This window comes from Campylobacter sp. BCW_4341 (assembly GCF_001764255.1).
Lineage (GTDB): Bacteria > Campylobacterota > Campylobacteria > Campylobacterales > Campylobacteraceae > Campylobacter_D > Campylobacter_D jejuni.
On record NZ_MKAH01000051.1, the window covers coordinates 5027 to 22508 of the forward strand.

17 protein-coding genes and 1 pseudogene are annotated in these 17482 nt (G+C 27.9%); 11 read left to right on the plus strand and 7 right to left on the minus strand.

Translation table 11 applies throughout. The features are described from left to right. The 3 genes and pseudogenes from AJN70_RS08360 to AJN70_RS08370 form a co-directional block, all read left to right on the plus strand. Positions 1–1013 (plus strand): hypothetical protein (locus AJN70_RS08360; RefSeq protein WP_261670005.1); only part of this gene is annotated, 1013 nt, incomplete at its 5' end. Between the two features lie 22 nt (positions 1014–1035). Then, complete coding sequence (locus tag AJN70_RS08365) at positions 1036–1830, plus strand: hypothetical protein (RefSeq protein WP_070282253.1); 795 nt, start codon at positions 1036–1038, stop codon at positions 1828–1830. Positions 1831–2829: 999 nt separating this feature from the next. Further along, positions 2830–5658: pseudogene (locus AJN70_RS08370) on the plus strand (conjugal transfer protein TraG N-terminal domain-containing protein). 20 nt (positions 5659–5678) lie between these two features. Here AJN70_RS08370 and AJN70_RS08375 read toward each other — a convergent pair. Beyond that, positions 5679–5999, minus strand: coding sequence for a hypothetical protein (locus AJN70_RS08375; RefSeq protein ID WP_052796228.1), 321 nt, complete (start codon positions 5997–5999; stop codon positions 5679–5681). Positions 6000–6288: 289 nt separating this feature from the next. On the opposite strand from AJN70_RS08375, the gene AJN70_RS09710 reads away from it, so the two are divergent. Next, positions 6289–6438, plus strand: a complete 150-nt coding sequence (locus AJN70_RS09710; RefSeq protein WP_002807582.1) for a hypothetical protein — start codon at positions 6289–6291, stop codon at positions 6436–6438. Then, positions 6435–6827, plus strand: coding sequence for a type II toxin-antitoxin system death-on-curing family toxin (locus tag AJN70_RS08380; RefSeq protein WP_002861538.1), 393 nt, complete (start codon positions 6435–6437; stop codon positions 6825–6827). Before AJN70_RS09710 ends, AJN70_RS08380 begins: the two co-directional genes overlap by 4 nt. 294 nt (positions 6828–7121) lie before the next feature. Here AJN70_RS08380 and AJN70_RS08390 read toward each other — a convergent pair whose 3' ends face one another. From AJN70_RS08390 to AJN70_RS08400, 3 genes are all read right to left on the minus strand, one after another. Next, a complete protein-coding gene (locus AJN70_RS08390; protein WP_002871457.1) occupies positions 7122–7784 on the minus strand; it encodes a hypothetical protein in 663 nt (220 codons plus the stop codon). 176 nt (positions 7785–7960) lie between these two features. After that, positions 7961–8956 carry a DUF3825 domain-containing protein gene (locus AJN70_RS08395; RefSeq protein WP_070295691.1) on the minus strand — a complete coding sequence of 332 codons (996 nt, stop codon included), beginning with the start codon at positions 8954–8956 and terminating at the stop codon, positions 7961–7963. Positions 8957–10115: 1159 nt separating this feature from the next. Next, positions 10116–10508 carry a hypothetical protein gene (locus AJN70_RS08400; protein WP_032599976.1) on the minus strand — a complete coding sequence of 131 codons (393 nt, stop codon included), beginning with the start codon at positions 10506–10508 and terminating at the stop codon, positions 10116–10118. A 213-nt stretch (positions 10509–10721) separates the two neighbouring features. On the opposite strand from AJN70_RS08400, the gene AJN70_RS09715 reads away from it, so the two are divergent. After that, positions 10722–10892, plus strand: a complete 171-nt coding sequence (locus AJN70_RS09715) for a hypothetical protein (RefSeq protein ID WP_002807115.1) — start codon at positions 10722–10724, stop codon at positions 10890–10892. Positions 10893–11589: 697 nt separating this feature from the next. On the opposite strand, the gene AJN70_RS08405 is transcribed toward AJN70_RS09715, so the two are convergent. Both AJN70_RS08405 and AJN70_RS08410 read right to left on the minus strand, forming a co-directional pair. Beyond that, positions 11590–11781 (minus strand): hypothetical protein, encoded by a 192-nt coding sequence (locus tag AJN70_RS08405; RefSeq protein WP_002881951.1) that lies wholly within the window; start codon positions 11779–11781, stop codon positions 11590–11592. 255 nt (positions 11782–12036) lie between these two features. After that, entirely contained in the window at positions 12037–13221 is a 1185-nt protein-coding gene (locus tag AJN70_RS08410) for a DNA methylase (RefSeq protein WP_261670015.1), read from the minus strand. 690 nt (positions 13222–13911) lie between these two features. Between AJN70_RS08410 and AJN70_RS09720 the strand changes: the two genes are divergently transcribed. The 3 genes from AJN70_RS09720 (at position 13912) to AJN70_RS08420 (ending at position 15332) form a co-directional block, all read left to right on the plus strand. Further along, positions 13912–14052: a hypothetical protein gene (locus AJN70_RS09720; protein ID WP_002881954.1), complete on the plus strand. Its 141-nt coding sequence runs from the start codon at positions 13912–13914 to the stop codon at positions 14050–14052. Positions 14053–14597: 545 nt separating this feature from the next. Further along, positions 14598–14888, plus strand: coding sequence for a hypothetical protein (locus AJN70_RS08415; protein ID WP_002881956.1), 291 nt, complete (start codon positions 14598–14600; stop codon positions 14886–14888). 45 nt (positions 14889–14933) lie between these two features. Beyond that, the gene (locus tag AJN70_RS08420; RefSeq protein WP_002881957.1) at positions 14934–15332 is read left to right on the plus strand and encodes a hypothetical protein; all 399 of its coding nucleotides are present in this window, start codon (positions 14934–14936) and stop codon (positions 15330–15332) included. Between the two features lie 472 nt (positions 15333–15804). Here AJN70_RS08420 and AJN70_RS08425 read toward each other — a convergent pair whose 3' ends face one another. Further along, positions 15805–16239, minus strand: coding sequence for a hypothetical protein (locus tag AJN70_RS08425; protein ID WP_002881961.1), 435 nt, complete (start codon positions 16237–16239; stop codon positions 15805–15807). Positions 16240–16778: 539 nt separating this feature from the next. On the opposite strand from AJN70_RS08425, the gene AJN70_RS08430 reads away from it, so the two are divergent. Then, on the plus strand, positions 16779–17081 hold the full coding sequence (locus AJN70_RS08430; protein WP_053872942.1) for a hypothetical protein: 303 nt from the start codon (positions 16779–16781) through the stop codon (positions 17079–17081). A gap of 11 nt (positions 17082–17092) precedes the next feature. Next, entirely contained in the window at positions 17093–17236 is a 144-nt protein-coding gene (locus AJN70_RS09725) for a hypothetical protein (RefSeq protein WP_002807233.1), read from the plus strand. Positions 17237–17482 lie beyond the last annotated feature (246 nt).

Consider the following 17482-nt stretch of genomic DNA (forward strand, 5'->3'; position numbering starts at 1 on the left):
AAGGAGCTATAGCTCCTTGGACTAAAGCAGAAAAAGCTTATTATAAATCTTTAAAAACTAAAAAAGAAAGATATAAATATTTAGTTATAAGAAGTGGTATAAGAAGTGTTGTTATAGATATACCTTATGAAGCTATAGGAGCTGTAGATGAAAAAGGAAATGTAGATCCTAAATATGAAAAATTATATAGAATAGTAGATGATAATAAACATAATCTAAGATCAAGTTTATTTCATAATGAATGGGGTATGGCAGCAGGAATATTAGGTGATTATAAATACCTAGCTAATGATATGTCTCAAAATGGTTTTAATGCAAGATTTATCCAAGCTACTATACTTTATATACAATTAAGTGGAGGAAGTAGTATATTAGATAAACCTAATTTATTAGGTGCTATTTATGGTTATGCAGATATTGCTGTAGGAAGTGGTTTAGTAGGAGTGCATAAAAATCCTTTAAGAGAACAAGAGATTAAAACCTTAGCTAAGACTTTAAAACCTGATGAATTTGGTATGCTTCCTTTTATAGATGAGATTATGGGAGTAGATTGGGTGATTGATTATAACGAATATCAAATTTCTGAAGATGAATTTGGAAGTATATACAAAGCCTTAAGAAGTGATATAGTTGAGGGTAAAATAAAAGATCCAAGGGATATAGATTCTACTTATGAAAGCAGAAGAGAATTTGATCGTTATATGGATGGATATTCTAATGGTATGGTAAATGCCTATGGTTATGATATTCCAAATGATCGGAGTGAAGAAAGTGCACAATTAAGAATAGATTCTATGATATTAACTGCCAAACTAGCAGCCTTAACTCCTCCTCAAGGCTATCCTAATGCACCAAGATATTTTACCCCTGAAAAACTAGAATGGTATTATAAAAGACATAAGCTTGATAGACTTCTTGATCCAAGAATTCCTGCTATTTATAGATATAATTTTCCAGAGGATTTAAGAGCTAAGATACTAGCTTATGCTAAAGAGCATAATATAAAAGAGTAAACCACAAATAAAAGGAAAAACAATGCAAAAAATACTTCAAATCGATTTAGAAAAAAGAAAAGCTTTAGAGAATTTCAAAAATCTAGCTTTATTAGGATTAGGTGGAACAATGCTTTTAAATTTAAAAGAACAAGCTTTGGATTTTACTCAAGAATTAACTTATATAAATACTTATGATAAGTATTTAAATTTAAAGCTTGATTCTTTTTATATCCCTTCTACACTTTTATCTTTGCTTCAATTAACTCAAAAAAGCAAAGAAGCTTTTTATATCAATGTTTTAATCAATAGCGATACACATTATAAAAATCCTTTATTACAATATGCTATTACCCAAAAACAAGAACAAGAAAATATCGTTTATGCTTTAAAAAATAATGAAAATCTTAATGCTTCTTTTACTAATCTTAATGCTTTAAAATTAGCCTTAGAAGAAAAGAATTTTTATCTTAATTTTATAGACTTAAACAGCAAAGAAAGTCTTTTAAGTTTTTACAATCAAATATTAAGCAATCATCATCTTAAAGATTATTTTTATATAAAAAATAATCAATTTTTTATTAAAAAAGATATGAAAAATAAAATTGTATTTCATAATATAAATTCTTCTTCTATTATAAGTAATTATCTTAGATTGTTAAATGATTTTAATACTTTAAGCAAGATAGAACTCATAAATATATTAGAAAGTTTAAGTTTATACAATCTTTCAACTTTAATGCAAACTATACAATCAAAAAATGAATATAACTCAAAAGACTTTGATAAAGATAGTATCTTTTTATCTAATATGATTATGAATGTGAGATTGAAGTAAAAAGATAGTAGATTTGGTAAATTTAAATCTTGTTAAGTTTATTATTTAGTTCAAATAAAAAATATAAAAAAATATAGAAATTCAATAGAAGAAGAGAAATTTAGTTAAAAGTTTGTTTGGTAAGCCACAAGGGGAAACTCACCCCCAAAGGGGCAAGGCTAATAAGCCTTGACAGTAATTATACAAAGTAGTATAATTATAAGTATGAGTCGTGTCATATAGTTCACCCCCTTTCTAGGGTGTGATTATGCCACAGGGTTGCAGCCTTGTGGCAAAACCCTTAAATGCAATTATACCAAACAAATTCTTTAGCTTCTTAATACATTTTATTTATGATTGAATCTTATCTTTTAGCATAAGCAAGAAAAATATAAACTAAAAAATAAAATAAATCAATAGAAAGGAAGATAGGCTTAGTTAAAAGTTTGTTTGGTAAGCCAAAGGGATTGTTCTAAACCCTGCAAAAGCAGGGGATACTCAATAAGCCTTGACATAGCAAAGCATTAAGAGTATAATTATTAGAACAATTTTGAGCATTAAAACTCACCTCCCTTCTGGGCGGTAAATTTAACGTTAAAGGGTTGCAGCCCTTTGGCGTTGCACCCTTTTATAATTATACCAAACAAACTCTTTAACTTCTTTAATATAGTCCATGAAAAGATTTTACTTGTTATTCCTTAGCACTTTGTTTTTTGCACCTTCATTTTTATTTGGTGCAAATATTAAAAATATAAAATAATATAGAAATTCAATAGAAGAAGAGAAGTTTAGTTAAAAGTTTGTTTGGTAAGCCAAAGGGATTGTTCTAAACCCTGCAAAAGCAGGGGATACTCAAGAAGCCTTGACATAGCAAAGCATTAAGAGTATAATTATTAGAACAATGTTTAGCAATTTAATCACCGCCTTTCTAGGTTATGATTAATGCCAAAGGTAGCCGCCTTTGGCATCTACCTTTTATAATTATACCAAACAAATTCTTTAGCTTCTTTAATATAATCCATGAAAAGATTTTACTTGTTATTCTTTAGCACTTTGTTTTTTGCACCTTCATTTTTATTTGGTGCAACTGAAATAGCTAATAGCAATTTAATTTATACTTGGGGTTATGGCGATGTAATGAATGAAATCATGCAAGCTGTTAAAGGAATAACCACTGAAACAAGTTATATCGTTAATGCAGCCTTAGCTATTTCATTATTGCTTTTTAGTATTAAAAAAGCAATGGATGGACAAACAAATCCTGTGTTTGAATTTGGAAAAATGTTTATACTTTTTGCTGTAGTGTGGCACATGTTTTTAAGGGCGCCAAATGACAATAATCACCGCTTCATGATTCACGATGAAGTAACAAGTAAAGATTATGTCATTTCTCAAATTCCTATAGGCATAGGAAAAAGCTTTGCATTAATGACACAATTTGAGAAGGTTATCCTAGAAGCTATGGAAAAACATTTTTCAACTCCACAATCTACAAATTTTTCTAACGCAGGTTTAGGTTTTTCACTTCAAGTGATGAGTACTTTACCAAGCGTAAAGCTTTCGGCTATTGATGCAACTTTGCAAAAAAATATTGATTTTTACTTTAGAAACTGTGTTTCAGTAGGTATCTTACTTAATCAATAAGGTAGAAATCTTTTTCAAAATTCTGATAATTTAATGCAAGATCTTTTCACAAATATAGGCAATGGCTCTCAGCTTACTCCTTTGTTTAAAAATAATAATAATGTTGAAGAACAAAGTGTTGTGCCTTGTTCTGATGCAGGTCCTCAAATCGTTGAAATGATTCAAAACGATACAGATGAAGCTATGAAGATTCATGCTGCTTTGCTTGGTATGGTAGATGATATGACAAATTATGAGCAAAAGTTCTTAGGCGCTGCACAAATCTATAACGAACAAGCTGTAAGTGCTAGATCTTATTTACAGCAATCCATGATAATGCTTGCTTCTCAAGATGCAATCATTAATACCGCTAAATCAGTAGGATTAAATCCTGCTTCTGTGGCTGCAAATACTGCTTATGTGGATCAGCAATTTTATGCAAGTATGCAAGCACAAGGACACATGGCACAAACTTATTTGCCTTTAGCTAAAGCTTATTTAACAGCTATTATCATAGGTTTATCTTGGCTTGTTGCTTTGCTTTCTATTGTATTTGGCTCTTACGCTCATATTAAGATGTTTTTTACTCTATGTATTTGGATAGTGCTTTGGACTCCTATACTTTGTATTATTAATTATCTAAATGATTATAATCTTATGAAAGTTGCACAAGTAATAACAGGTGGAAAAGCAGCTTTAAGCTTAGGAGATAACATGCTTATATTCAAAGAAGTAGCAAGTAGATCAAATTTCATGAATTATCTTGTAATGAGTACTCCTGTTTTAGCTTATGCAATTGCTAAAGCAAGTGAGCAAGGATTTATAACTTTTGCTTCTGGATTATCTCAAGCTCTAACAGGTGCTTCAAGAGCTGCTGGAAGCTTTGCAAATCAGCAAGCCTTATCTACACAAACTAGCATTGCTGCTCCTAGAGGAGATGAAGTTTGGGCTGTGGGTGCAGGTGTGATGAGCTTGCAAAGTGCTATAAGTGCAGGGGGTGGTAGATTTAGTATGTCTGCTATAACAGGCGGTGGAACAACAGTTAAAGATGTGAATACAAATACAAATTTTGCATTAGGAAGTAATGGTGAAATTACAAATATGAGCATTGCGGGACTTGATGCAAAACATGCACAAAGTGAAACCCAAACTAGACAAGATTCGCTTGCTAATTCTATTGCCGATACTCATAAAACAGGCATTAATCAAGGTATTACTTCTAACTACCTTAGAAATCATGGCGCAGGAGTTGAAGATACTAAAGCAATTGAGAAAGCAGAAGCACAAGCTTTAAGAGAGACTATGAGCGAAGTGTTGGGCGATAAATCTAGCTTCTCTGAAGCAGACAAAAAAGCTTTAGAAGGAAGTATTAGCGCTTATGCTAGTGGCTCAGCAGGGATTGAAATCTTTGGAAATGGTGGAAAAATAGGTGGAGAAATTAGAGGAACAGCTTCAATAGGTACAAGTTCAACTGAAACACAAGAATATTCAAGAAGCCTAAGTAAAGAAGGACAGGCTGCATTTGATAAAATGTATGCTGAAAAACTTGGCAATATCATTAAATCTAGTGATAGTGTGGCTTCTGCTTATTCTAATGCTCTATCCACAAGCACAGGCAGTGAATTTGCTGATGCTAAACAAAAAGCACATTCTTATAGCGAAGCAAGTCAATACAGTGAAGCTATTCAAACAAGTAATTTACCTAATATGGCTGAAAATTACATTGCTGAAAATAATTTGGGTGGAACTAGAGAACAACAAGTTGCTGCTGCAGCTAAAGGGTTAGAAAACTTAGCCGCAAGGGGAGATTTGCAAGGCTTGTTGCATTATGCTAATATGAATACAGCTAAGCCAAATGCTGATGGAATTCATGATGTTAGCAATAAATCTTATTACAGTCCTTCAAGTGTAGGAGCTAACAATGCTCATAATAATGATACAGTAGCTAATCAAAATAGTCTAAATAACTTAGGAACAGCAGGGGGAAATAATATAAGAAATGAATTCAGTCAGCAAAGTGGAGCTACTATAAGTAATTTCAAAAATCAAGGAACAAGCACTTCTAATGTGGTTAATAATAGCGCTAAAGATGCCATAGCAGAACAAAATGCTAACAGGAGAATGGGAGTAAATCCTAGCTCTTATGCAGTACAAGATGCAAGCAAATCAGGTAATGAGCTTGCAAAAGAAGCTCAAGGTTTATTTGATGCTATGAGCAAAAAATAAGTCTAGCTTTTTAGTTAGGCTTAGTGATCTCGTATAGCACCGAATATATAATCAAATTTACGAGGATCGCTTTCTATATATCCCCCAATTTCACTTGTTCCCCCATGCTTTTTCTCATCATAGGGAACTATTTTTATATTTTTAGCAAGGAATAATACAAAAGCAATTACAAGGCTAGATACAGATAAAAGCCCTAAAATACCTATAAAGCTAGTGATAATTTTTAAATATACCAAAAGCAAAACAATAGCTGCAACTCCGCAAGAAAGCCAAAGAGTAAGTATGAGTTTTTCGGTTGTAGTCATTTTTGATTTTTTAAGTTTTACTTCTACTTTATCCATCTTTATTCCTTTCAATTATAACTTATTCATATTTTTAATAAAATTATACCATATTTTAATAAATTTTGCAAGTATTTTTGCTATAAAATACCTATTTTTTAGGGGTTTGAAACGGATTTCTTTTTTATTTGACTTGATTGTTTTATTTATTGCTTAATGAAAATTAATTTGGGTATAATTAGCAAATTAATTTTTTTAGCTTCATATTGATTTGCTAATCAAATATAAATGTTAAAATAGTCTATACAGTATTTAGGATATTAATTGAAAGAATAAAGAGGGTAGTAAAATGAAAACCACAGAATATAATACGCAACAAAAAAATAATAAAGAATATTTAGCTGAGAGAGAAGCAGTTAAAAAAACTATGGCAAAAATGGAAAAAGAATTAGAAAAACCTGCTATAAATGCGGTGTTTCAAAGACTTAAAAATAAATGAAATATATAGAACTAAGCGAAGCTATTGCTATACACGAAAAGATTATTGAAAAAACAGGCGGATTAAGTGGTTATAATGAAACACAAATAGGATATTTGGCTAGCGCATTAGAGCATATAAAAAACGATGATTATTATCCTACAATAACTGATAAAATTACACATTTAATATTTTCCTGTGTAAAATTTCATCCATTTGCTGATGGAAATAAACGGACTTCGATATTTCTAGGTATGCACTTTTTAGATTTAGATGGTAAATATAATGATAAATTTGCTGAAGTTATGGAAGATATTGTTGTCGGTGTTGCAGATGATTCTATTGCAAAAGATGATTTAAATCAAATTTTACAAAATTTTATTGATAAAAATATAGAAGTTGAAGGATAATTTTTATCATAACCATCAAAATATAAATTCACATTTGCATTGTTATATTGATAACGAAGTTTAATACAGTTTCCGACTTTTTTATATTTAGCATTATTGTACTTCTCTAATAAAATACCTAAAATAATAGTATCACTCATTTGCACTCCTTTAAAACGAAAATCTAAATATTATGTTATTATACAATCAACATTTTAGAGCAATACTAAATATAAACTAAATTGACAATTTTTTTATTGTATGATATAATTTAAAATCATTATAAGGGCGGATCGAGATCGCCCATCTTAAATACTATTTTAAGTAGCTATTCAAATCTTTTTCAAAACTCTCTATTAAATCACTTAAAAAAGCATTGATTTTATTTGGCATAACGCCTATAAAGGTATTATGTGATTTTGTGGTGATTCTAGGAGCTAAAGCCTTTTGATTTGTTATTTTTGTTTTATATAAATTTTCCCAGTGAAAACTTCTATTTCTGATTGTGAGTAAAAGGTTAAGAACAATATTTGCTTTTTCTATATTGCTAAAACTATTTTTATATTTTTTATTATTTACATAGTGAAAGTAATATTCTTTGTTGTGTGCATAATATTTTTTAAAATTTATATTAGAAGAATTAATTATTTTTGCCTCTAAGTGTTCTAGCTTAATTATAAATATTACATCTCCTAAAGAAATTCTTGAAATGAGTTGATTGTTATCTAATATTTCTTTGTTTTGCAATTTAATTATTTTTTGTTTGATGTTTTCTTCGTTATAATTTCTTAACCATTCTAAATCTTTTTCTTTCATATGTTTATCTAGTAAATTTCTTAATACTAGTTCAAGTATTGCTATTTTTGTTGTTATGCTTGCAATCATTTTTAAATTATCAAAATGTTCGTAAATATTATTATAAGATTCTAATCTTTCTTTAGAAAACAAATATTCAAGATCGGTTTGTTCTGTTGGCATGAATTTCTCTAATATTGGATTAATATTCTTAAATCATATCAAATTTTTACAAAAAATATTATTATTCACACTTGTAAGTACTTTTTTCAAGCTTTCTTTCCATTTCTTTTTTTGGAAATAAAATTACATGGTAAAATGACTTATCTCAAAAGCCTATTTTACCAATGTTTTTACTTTCAAATGGTGTTTTTTACCCATTCAGATTCAACTATTGAAAGAACTCTTGCGGTTTTGTAAATATTGTCTTGCGGATTTAGTATAGTTCTCACAGCGTAATACTGTTCGTTTTTAACTTCCTCTTTTTCAACTACAACTATCGTATCAACTGATTCTTCTTGAAGTTTCAAAGGAATGTATAAAACTACCCTTTGCTTATAAGCTGCAGGAATAATCATCTTTTGAAGATTATAATTATCTTTGATGATTTTCAATTCACCATTAATAATGTGTCCTATGAACCTATCATTTAGTTTTTTCACAATTTCAGGTAATCGCTCTTTTCTCTCAAAAAGATGCAAATGATTTACTCTAAAATCTAATTTACTATCAAAAATGATTTCATTTTTGAATGTATCATAATCGCTTAAAGATTTAGGTATTTCTAAATCATCTAAAACTCTATCTCCATTAGAACAAAATTTTCTAAAAATATATCCTCCATTTTCCTGCTTTTCAAAGCATGCAAATATTGGAAAAACACCTGTACTATACAAACCTGTATTGAAACATGCCTTTGTTTTATCTTTATTATAAGTAATAATATCAGGATAGCTTTTATTTTCATAAATGAACTCAAAATATTTAAATAGATAAGAAAATAAAATATTATTTCCATTTCCCCAAAATTCTTTTTGAGCTATATTAGAAAGCTCTTGGAGTGTATTTAGAAAATTGGGAAAATAGGCAAATTGAAACAACAAAGGTTTCTCTTCAACTTTGTTTTGAATTTGATCACGATTTGAAGTCTTGTTTCTTGTGGTAGCTTTTTTAACATAAACTAAAGAAGGTTCGTTTTCATCTTTTTCAAGATCAAAGCCTGCTTCTATTAATGCCTTACTACAATTGATTTTTAAATCATATTTTCTTTTCAAATATTGACTGATATGCCCTGTAGTAACATGGTCAAATTTAGTTTTACTATCTTCATAGGCTTCTAAAATTAATTTTTCTATGTTTTTTTCACGCTAAAAACCTAATTGTCCTTTCTTATAATCTTCTAAACCTTTCAATAGTCCAAAAAGTATGTCAGAATCAACCGCTCCTTCAATAGGAGTGCCTATTACTTTTCCTGTTGGAGTTAAAATATAAGCTATTGCGAGTTAATTACAAATCAACTAAATAAAATACATATATTACAAGTTGTTTTCAAGCAATATGTAATTTTGTTTCAATATGTGATACAACTTTACTTCAAGTATAGTTTATGTTTATGTAATTTTTATTTCAACTTCACTACACTTTTACTACAACATAACTACAACTTGAGTTCAACTTTATTACAATTATTTTCAACATAACTACAATTTGAGTTCAACTTTATTACACTTTCACTACACTTTAACTACAAAAATGTGAAAATTTGCATGTTTTTTGAAGTAAAAGTGTAGTTAATATGTAGTTAATGTTATTTTTACTATAACTTGAGTGCAACTTTATTACAACTTAACTACAAAAAAGAGTTTGTTTAAAATACTATTTTATAGGGTTTTTAATATTAATTTAATTTTTATTGTTGAAAAAATATACTAAAAAGTGTAATAAAAAAAAATAAAATATCAATATTCAGGGCTTATTATGCTAAAACCCTTATTTTTAGGCTCTTTTGCTTTTTTGAAAAAAATGTAAAAAGTTGAGCCAATGAGCATAATGCAATAATATAGCCTAAATATAGGCGTTTAAATCTTATTGTTGTAGGCAAATTATGCTAATGTTTTACCGACATTTTGCGATTTGTAAAAAGCTTTTAAAATATCTATTTTGTAGGTTTTTAAGCATTGTTGATAATCGAGTTATTGTGTAAGATTTTTGGCAAAAATAGACTTTAGAGCTAAAAACTGCAAAATTTTCTTCATGGCGTGTATTTTTGATTGTGCTTGATTTATAGCGATAATATGAGAGCTAGGGCTTATTTTAGAAGTTCTTGCGAATTTTCAAAAATGCTTTGTAGTTTTGAAATGGGCTGTGGTTTTTGTTTTGTGTTGCGATTTTTGTAGGTTTTTTTGTGTTTTTTTGATTGCAAGTGGGTATCTTGAATGGATATAGGGTTTAAAATGACAGAATTAGCCTTTAAAAGGCAAAATGATTTTTTTAATGGTTTTTATCGTTTTAGGGTTATTTTTTTGATTTTTGGGTGTTTTTTGAAAGAATATCGATTAGTGTTTCAAAATCTTGGATTTCTGATTTGGTGATTTTGAATTTGTCTTTGAGAGTTAAAAACTGATAGGCTGAAACTATATCAAGCTTTGAGTATTTGGCTTGTAAATCGATAATGCTCTCATGGTTTTTAACTCTTTTTAGTTTGGCAATAAAAGTGTTTTTTGTTTTTTTGATATAAGACATAACAGCAGGTGTCATTTTGCTTTTGTTTTCTTCAGTTTTGCCGTAGATTGAGAGTATGAATGCTAGACAGCTAGTTATATTGACAAATAATTTGTCGTTTTTCTCTTTGTGGATTATTTTGTTTAGGTATATTTTGGTAAACCAAGTTTCTATGACTTTGTGCATTTTGTTTTTTCGCTTGGGCGTGTATTAGTTTTAGACATAAGTTTTCTCCTGTGGTTTTAGTGCTTTATGAAATTAAACCGTATTTTTATTTAACTTGGGTATGAAATGAGTATTTTTATATATCAGGGAAAGTTTATACTAGAAATATGTTTAAAAAGTGGCAAAGATAGGGAGAGAATGAGAGAAAGAATGAGGTGATAAATAAGGTGATAAATGAGAGAAAGAATGAGTATAAAGGCTATAAGGATTTGTGTTAAGGATAGCGTTAAGATGAGATTTGAATGCGTAGAATGCAAGATAGGGAGGAATGGGAGATGGGGTATAAAGGGGGTGATAAATGAGGGGATAAATGATGAAAATTATTCAATGAAATGTAGCGGATAAAGAAGGGGAATAAATGAGGTGATAAAGGGTGAGAAGAATACTTTTCTATTTCAGGGGCTAAAAATACTTTAGGTTAGGTACAAAAATGGCAATATTATTAACGAAATTAATGAATGTTAGGTATAAAAATTTTTTGGGTGTATTTTTTAAAAAAAAGACAAATCGCAATAAGCTATGTTATAAAGTCCCTAAAAATAGGCATTCTTTACTTTAGGGTAGGTATAAAAATGTCATTGCTTAAGGCTAGACTTTTTAATGCTTAATTAAAACTATTTTTGTCTTTTTGTGGGTTTGGATTTGGAGTATTTTTTAATTGAAAAATTTACAAAAATTTTAGAGTAAAGATAGGTAAAAAAATAAAAATAAAAATAAAAATAAAAAATGATAGATAAAAAAAACAAAAAATAAATCAAAATAAATATAGTTTTGCTGTAATTTTCTCTTTGAATTTTTGCTCGTGAAAAGTACAAGATAATTTTTTTATTTTTTTAATCATATAAAAAACAATATTTTTTATATGAAAATTCACAGAAAAAAAGATAAAATTTTAATACTAATTTTAATTAATTTTATTTTAAGTCTAAAATATATAGAGATAAAAGTAGTATAAAAAATACACTATTAAAAAAATACTTATTTTTTTACTTGTTTTTAATTGATTTTTATATCTAAAATATTTTTTCTCATAAAAACATGATTACTCGTTTATATAGATAGACTTTTCAAGCTTTCTTTCCACTTCTTTTTTCTTTTTTTCAATTGCTTCATCAAATCCTTTAAGCACTGAAAATGGAGCAAACTGTGCCGCTCTTTTTTCTAATGGCATAAGAGGATATTTTGTAGATTTTTTGTATTTAATATTAATAATATCATCTTGGTTATTAGGCATTGTGTCCTCCTATTTGCGAATTAATTTTTAAGCCATTTTCAAGACTCGAGGCTTTAAAAATAGATTTTTTTCCATATTTGTGAACAATCGCGAGTCTAGCTTTTTGTAATTTCTCTTCTTTTATAAATTTTTTATTTTCCTTCTGTTCTAAGTCAGTAAAAAGACTGGGTTCTTTAATTTTTTTTATCGTGTCATTTTTTACAACATTATTAAGAGTAAGACTTATTTTTCTAATTAAAAAATCAGCATTAACTATTATTCTAAACCTTTATTGCAAATAGTTTCCAAGGAAGAGCTGTGGTAATCCAAATTGATTGCTGAATGTGCATTTTTTGGAATAGATCTTCCATAGGAATCTTTGCTCATTGGACCCTTATAGCTTTGTACCTTTTCTAAGCTTTCTTTATCATATTGTACATCTAAAACGATTTGATTGCATGTTAAATTTTGCTCAATTAGCTCAAGAACCATATGATCGACGATTTCTTTAAGCATATCTCTAGCTTTTTTAAAACTATAAGGTTTAGGCAAAACCTTAGCCATTACCTTAGAGATATGTTTGCTTTTATATTCTTTAATAGCTTGCATTGTACTGCTTTCAAACCCCCAAGCATGATCGATTAATAACTCAGCATTTACTCCAAAAATTTGATAAAGTTTATCCTCGTTATTAAGAGAGTATCTTGCTAAATCTCCCATATTGTTAATGCCTATGCTTTTTAGTTTTGTTGCATATCCTTTGCCTATACGCCAAAAATCATTTATGGGCGTGTGTTGCCATAATTTTCTTCTATAAAGCATTTCATCCAAATACCCTATGCAAAGTCCATCTTTATTAATATTTTGTTTTTTGGCTAATATATCCATTGCAATTTTTGCTAAGTAAAGATTTGTTCCTATTCCCGCAGTTGCTGTTATTTGAGTTGTTTTTAAAATTTCAAATAATATGTTTTCAATGAGTTTGTCAGCAGATAGCTTATAATGTTTGATATAAGGAGTTAAATCAATAAATACTTCATCAATGGAGTAAATATGAATGTCTTTTGGATCAAAATACTTTAAATAAATACTGTGGATTTTAGAACTATAGTCTATATATGTTGACATCCTAGGTTTTGCGACAATGTAATCAAGCTCTAAATTGGGATTATTTATTAGTTTAAGATGATTGTATGATTTTGCACTGAAATATTTAGCAATTTTTAAGCGCTCGTAATTGATTGTTTTTACTTTTTGTATTAGTTCAAATAGTCTTAATCTGCCTGATATATTATAAGATCTTAATGCGGGAGATACCGCAAGACATATTGTTTTTTCGGTTCTACTTTCATCCGCAACTACAAGATTGGTATTTAGAGGATCTAATTTTCTTAAAATGCATTCAACAGAAGCATAAAATGACTTAAGATCTATAGCTGCATATTTTTGCGTATGATCCATATTTTCACATTTGTATATAATAATTATTTTTTAATTGTATAAAAAGAATTTTAATAGACTAAGATTGTTAATTTTTAGTTCTTGTTTTGGAATTAATCAATAAAACAATCAAGCTTGTAGATTTTTTCATCTAAAAATTTTATCAAAAACCATGCCTTGTTTAAAATTACATAGTATTAAAAGAGGTTATTCAATATTATGCTTTTATATATTTAAATCGAGCGAGCAAAGTATACGAAAAGATTTATATTAAGTTTAATTTTAAATGATAAAATTTAGGCTGAAATAATGATAAAGTTTTTTGAAAATGCTGATTGTAATAAAAAGTTACATTAATATAGGCAAATGAAATTTTCTGCTATTTTTTTAATAATAATTGCTATTGATAAAATAAAAATCTGCCTTATTTTATACATGGAAAAATCTCAAAATCTTTATCACTCCTTTCATTTTTCGCTATTTAAAAAAATGGAACTGTTATAATAAGGATCTTGCTTTTTATATAAATCATAAACCAAAATACCAATAAATTAAAAAAAGAAAGAGAAAATTAGTTGAAAAACAAATCGAGAATTAATTTTTAAAAAGACAGGAGAAACAATGAAAAAACTTAGAAAAATATAGAAAAGAAATATTTAAAGATAAAACTTCTGCTTACAGCATTACATAGTATTATGCCAAAAGATATAAATGAATAAAACGAACGAAGTGCAATTTGACAGCTGGAACGAACGAAAAAAGAGCTTAAACAAAGTAAAATTAATCAGAAAAGTTAGTGTAAAAAAGATTTATTGGCTTAGCATTGGTTTAAATATCGGTGCTGAAGTTTAAGGTAAAAATGAGTTTTTTACGCGTCCTGTTTTGGTAGTGAATAATTTTTATAATGGCACATTTTTAGGCGCACCTTTAAGTTCTAAGACTAAAAACAAAAAAAGGCTTTTTATTTCACAAATTTAAGGACAATAAAGGCACTTTACAAGTTGCACTTTTAGGACAAATGAGAGTTTTTGATACTAAAAGGATAAAAACTTACATAGGAAAAATCAATGACGAAGATTTTGAAATGATTAAAAATAAATATAGTAGAAAATATAATAAGCCCTGCACTAAGACAGGGAAACTCAAAAAATGAGCCAAATCCTTTCATTTCTGAAAAGTAATGAAAAAATTATTACTAAAAAATATCAATCTAAAATAAAGGATTAGCATGACAGAAGAGAAAGAAAATATTATTAAAGAAGTGTGTAAAGAGTTAAACATTACTCAAACTGAATTAGGAAGATAATTAGATGTCTCTGCTTCTACAATAAATACTTGGGCTAGTGGTAAAATTCCAACTTAGTGGATTATATTCTTCTGAAGAAATGGGTGTTGGAATGACTGAAACTAGCGATATTGTTATAGATATTGAAGCTTACCAAAACAATACTCATGAAAACAAAAAGAAAGTTGATTTCTCACAAAACTTTTCACAATCGAATGCTACAACTTTTAGCGAAGATGAAAGACAAGTTTTGTTATCTTTGGGACTCAAAGTGAAAAATGAAGATGGTTATTATTGGATTGTAGGAAATACCTATGGTTTAAATGAAAAAATCAAGCAATTAGGTTATAGATTTCACTCTGAGAAAAAAACATGGTGGAAGCAAATTGGAAATGTAGCCTAAGAACGCACATGAAAAATATGTTATAATTGCATGCAAGGATATGACATGAAAAAAGAAATTACACTCAATAAGAGCTTTAAAGCATTATTGGAAAGTATTTTTTCAGATACTGATCAAGCTAAAAAACTCATTCAAGCTTTTGAAGAATTTGCTAATGATAGAGCAACAACGCAAAGGCTTAATTTTGAGAATTTAAAGCAAGAAGCCATTGAGCAAATAAGAAATGAGTTGGTTAGCAAGGATTTATTCCAATCTGAGATTAAAGGACTTGAAGCCGAAATCAAACGAATGGAAAGTTCCTTACAAAGTGAAATCAAACTATCGGTAAGTTCATTAAAACAACAAGGAATCTATTGGCTTATAGGAGCTTATGTTGTTAGCATTGCCACTATAATTTCAAGTGTTTGGGCAATAATGGACTTTATGGTAAAACATTTAAAATAATACTCTCACACTAGAAACAATCTAGTGTAACTTAACCCTAAGGTGGGATAGTTTTATCCCACTATGGGTACTTCTATCCCTTGACTTTTAGCATTTTTTTTGTTATAAGATAAGGAGAAAAAAGAAAGATTTTTTCAAAAAAATAGTAATATTTACAAAAATACCCACAAAAGCAATCTTAATATTCATGGAATCTATTGGCATAGGATTGTTTATAAATAGTCTTTATGGTTTACAAACAGGCGATAGTAGAGCTTTTATTATTCTCATCGAAAGTTTGCTAATTTTAACGGTAGTTGCATTATCATCAATCTTTCTTAAAGATTGAACTTTTTTGAAAAAAAGGAGAAAAAATGGATGGTTATAATATAGCTATTTTAATTGGTGCTATCACTTTCGTTTTTGGTACATTGGTTTTAGTAGCTCATTATCTCAATGATAAACACACTAACGAAAGTGAAAACTAAAAACCTTATTGTCTTAGAAATGATTTAAAGATAGACAAAATTAAATCAAAAATTGTAGGCTGTAAAATAAACATTAAAGCAGCAAGAATAATTACATATGTTCTAACTTCTCTTTTAAAACTATCTAGTTTGTTTTCAAGCTTATCAAGTTTAGCACATACTGAATCTTCAGGCTTATCAAGTTTAGCACCTATTGAATATTCAAGCTTATCAACTGAATCTTCAAGCTTATCAAATCTAGTATTCAAAAGATCTATAGTTGGTAATTTAGAAATGGCTTCTTTAAATTCTCTAAAAGATTTGTCTTTTATTTCTTGAGAATTTATTTGACTTTCTTTAGCAAATTCGTTAAGAGCTTTAATGAAATTTTCTTCAGTTTGATCTTTAAAATAGATAGAAAATAAAGCTTTTACACCTTCTGAAATATAATAATTTTTCATATTTATACAACCTTTTTTTAATTATAACATAGCAAATTTAAAAATGCAGTTTTTATAAAAATAAATAGAAATTTGTTTTGATTATATTTTACTCAATATTTTTTATTACATCTATGGTTAGTGAATATAATTAATAATTTTTATAAGGGCGTTTTCTGCTTCTTTGTTTTTATTCTTCTTTTTAAAAGCTACATCACAACACTTTATACTCTAAGCTTTTTAAAAGTACTCAAATAAGATTATCATAATAAATAATAAAAAATCAATTTCTTATTATTTTCATTTTATTTTTTTTCTTTTTTGTTATAATTTATATGTTAAAATAACATATTACAAAGTAAACAATATGGATTTATCTCATTCATATTATTTTAGCTTTTGCAATAGCCGTAGCCATATTTGTTACATTTTATGACTTTGATAAAAAAGATCATCAACATAATATAAAAAAATAATATCCTTAATATTTATAAAAATTAAAAAAAGATTTTAAGTCATTCTAAAAATAAAAATTTATACTATTTTTTAAAGGATTTGCTATGCAAAAAAATATACAAGATTATATTATTGATGTTCATTCTTGTGATCCCCATTCATCAAATGCTTATAAACAAGATTTATTTGATGTAGAAAATGAAGTTTTTGCTAAAGATTGTGAGTTTATAGAAAAATGTGGTTTAGATGATATGGTAAAACACAAACAAAGTGATGAAGTTTTTAAAGTGTTTTATAAAAAAGATGATAATAGAGTTAGTAATATGCAAGCTTTAAATCGTTTTGATAAACTTAAAGGTGCAATGACAAAAATAATTTTAGATAGTGGTTTTAAACCTGATAAATAAAAAGGATTAATATGTGTAAAGATCAAGAATATATAGAGCAAAGAAAGGTTTTATGGGAAAAAAGTTTTGAAGCCTTTAAAGATGATAAAGTGTATCAAAAAGAACAGCTTGAACTTGCAGAAGCAGGAATTAATGATGGCTTAGAGGAGGATTAATTATATAATTAGCCATATATTTATATTAGTTTTTTTAAAAAACCGTTTTTACTATTCTTTAATCTTTTATATTGTATTTTGATTGTCTTATTTATGTAATTTTATATATAAAAAATTTACAACAAAACCCTTTATGGTATAATAAAAATAAAAATTATATAAGAAAGGATATAAATGGCTATAAAAATTGAAATTAGCGGATTTGATAAGGATTTTTTACCTGTTTTTGAGAGTTTAGCTAAAAGC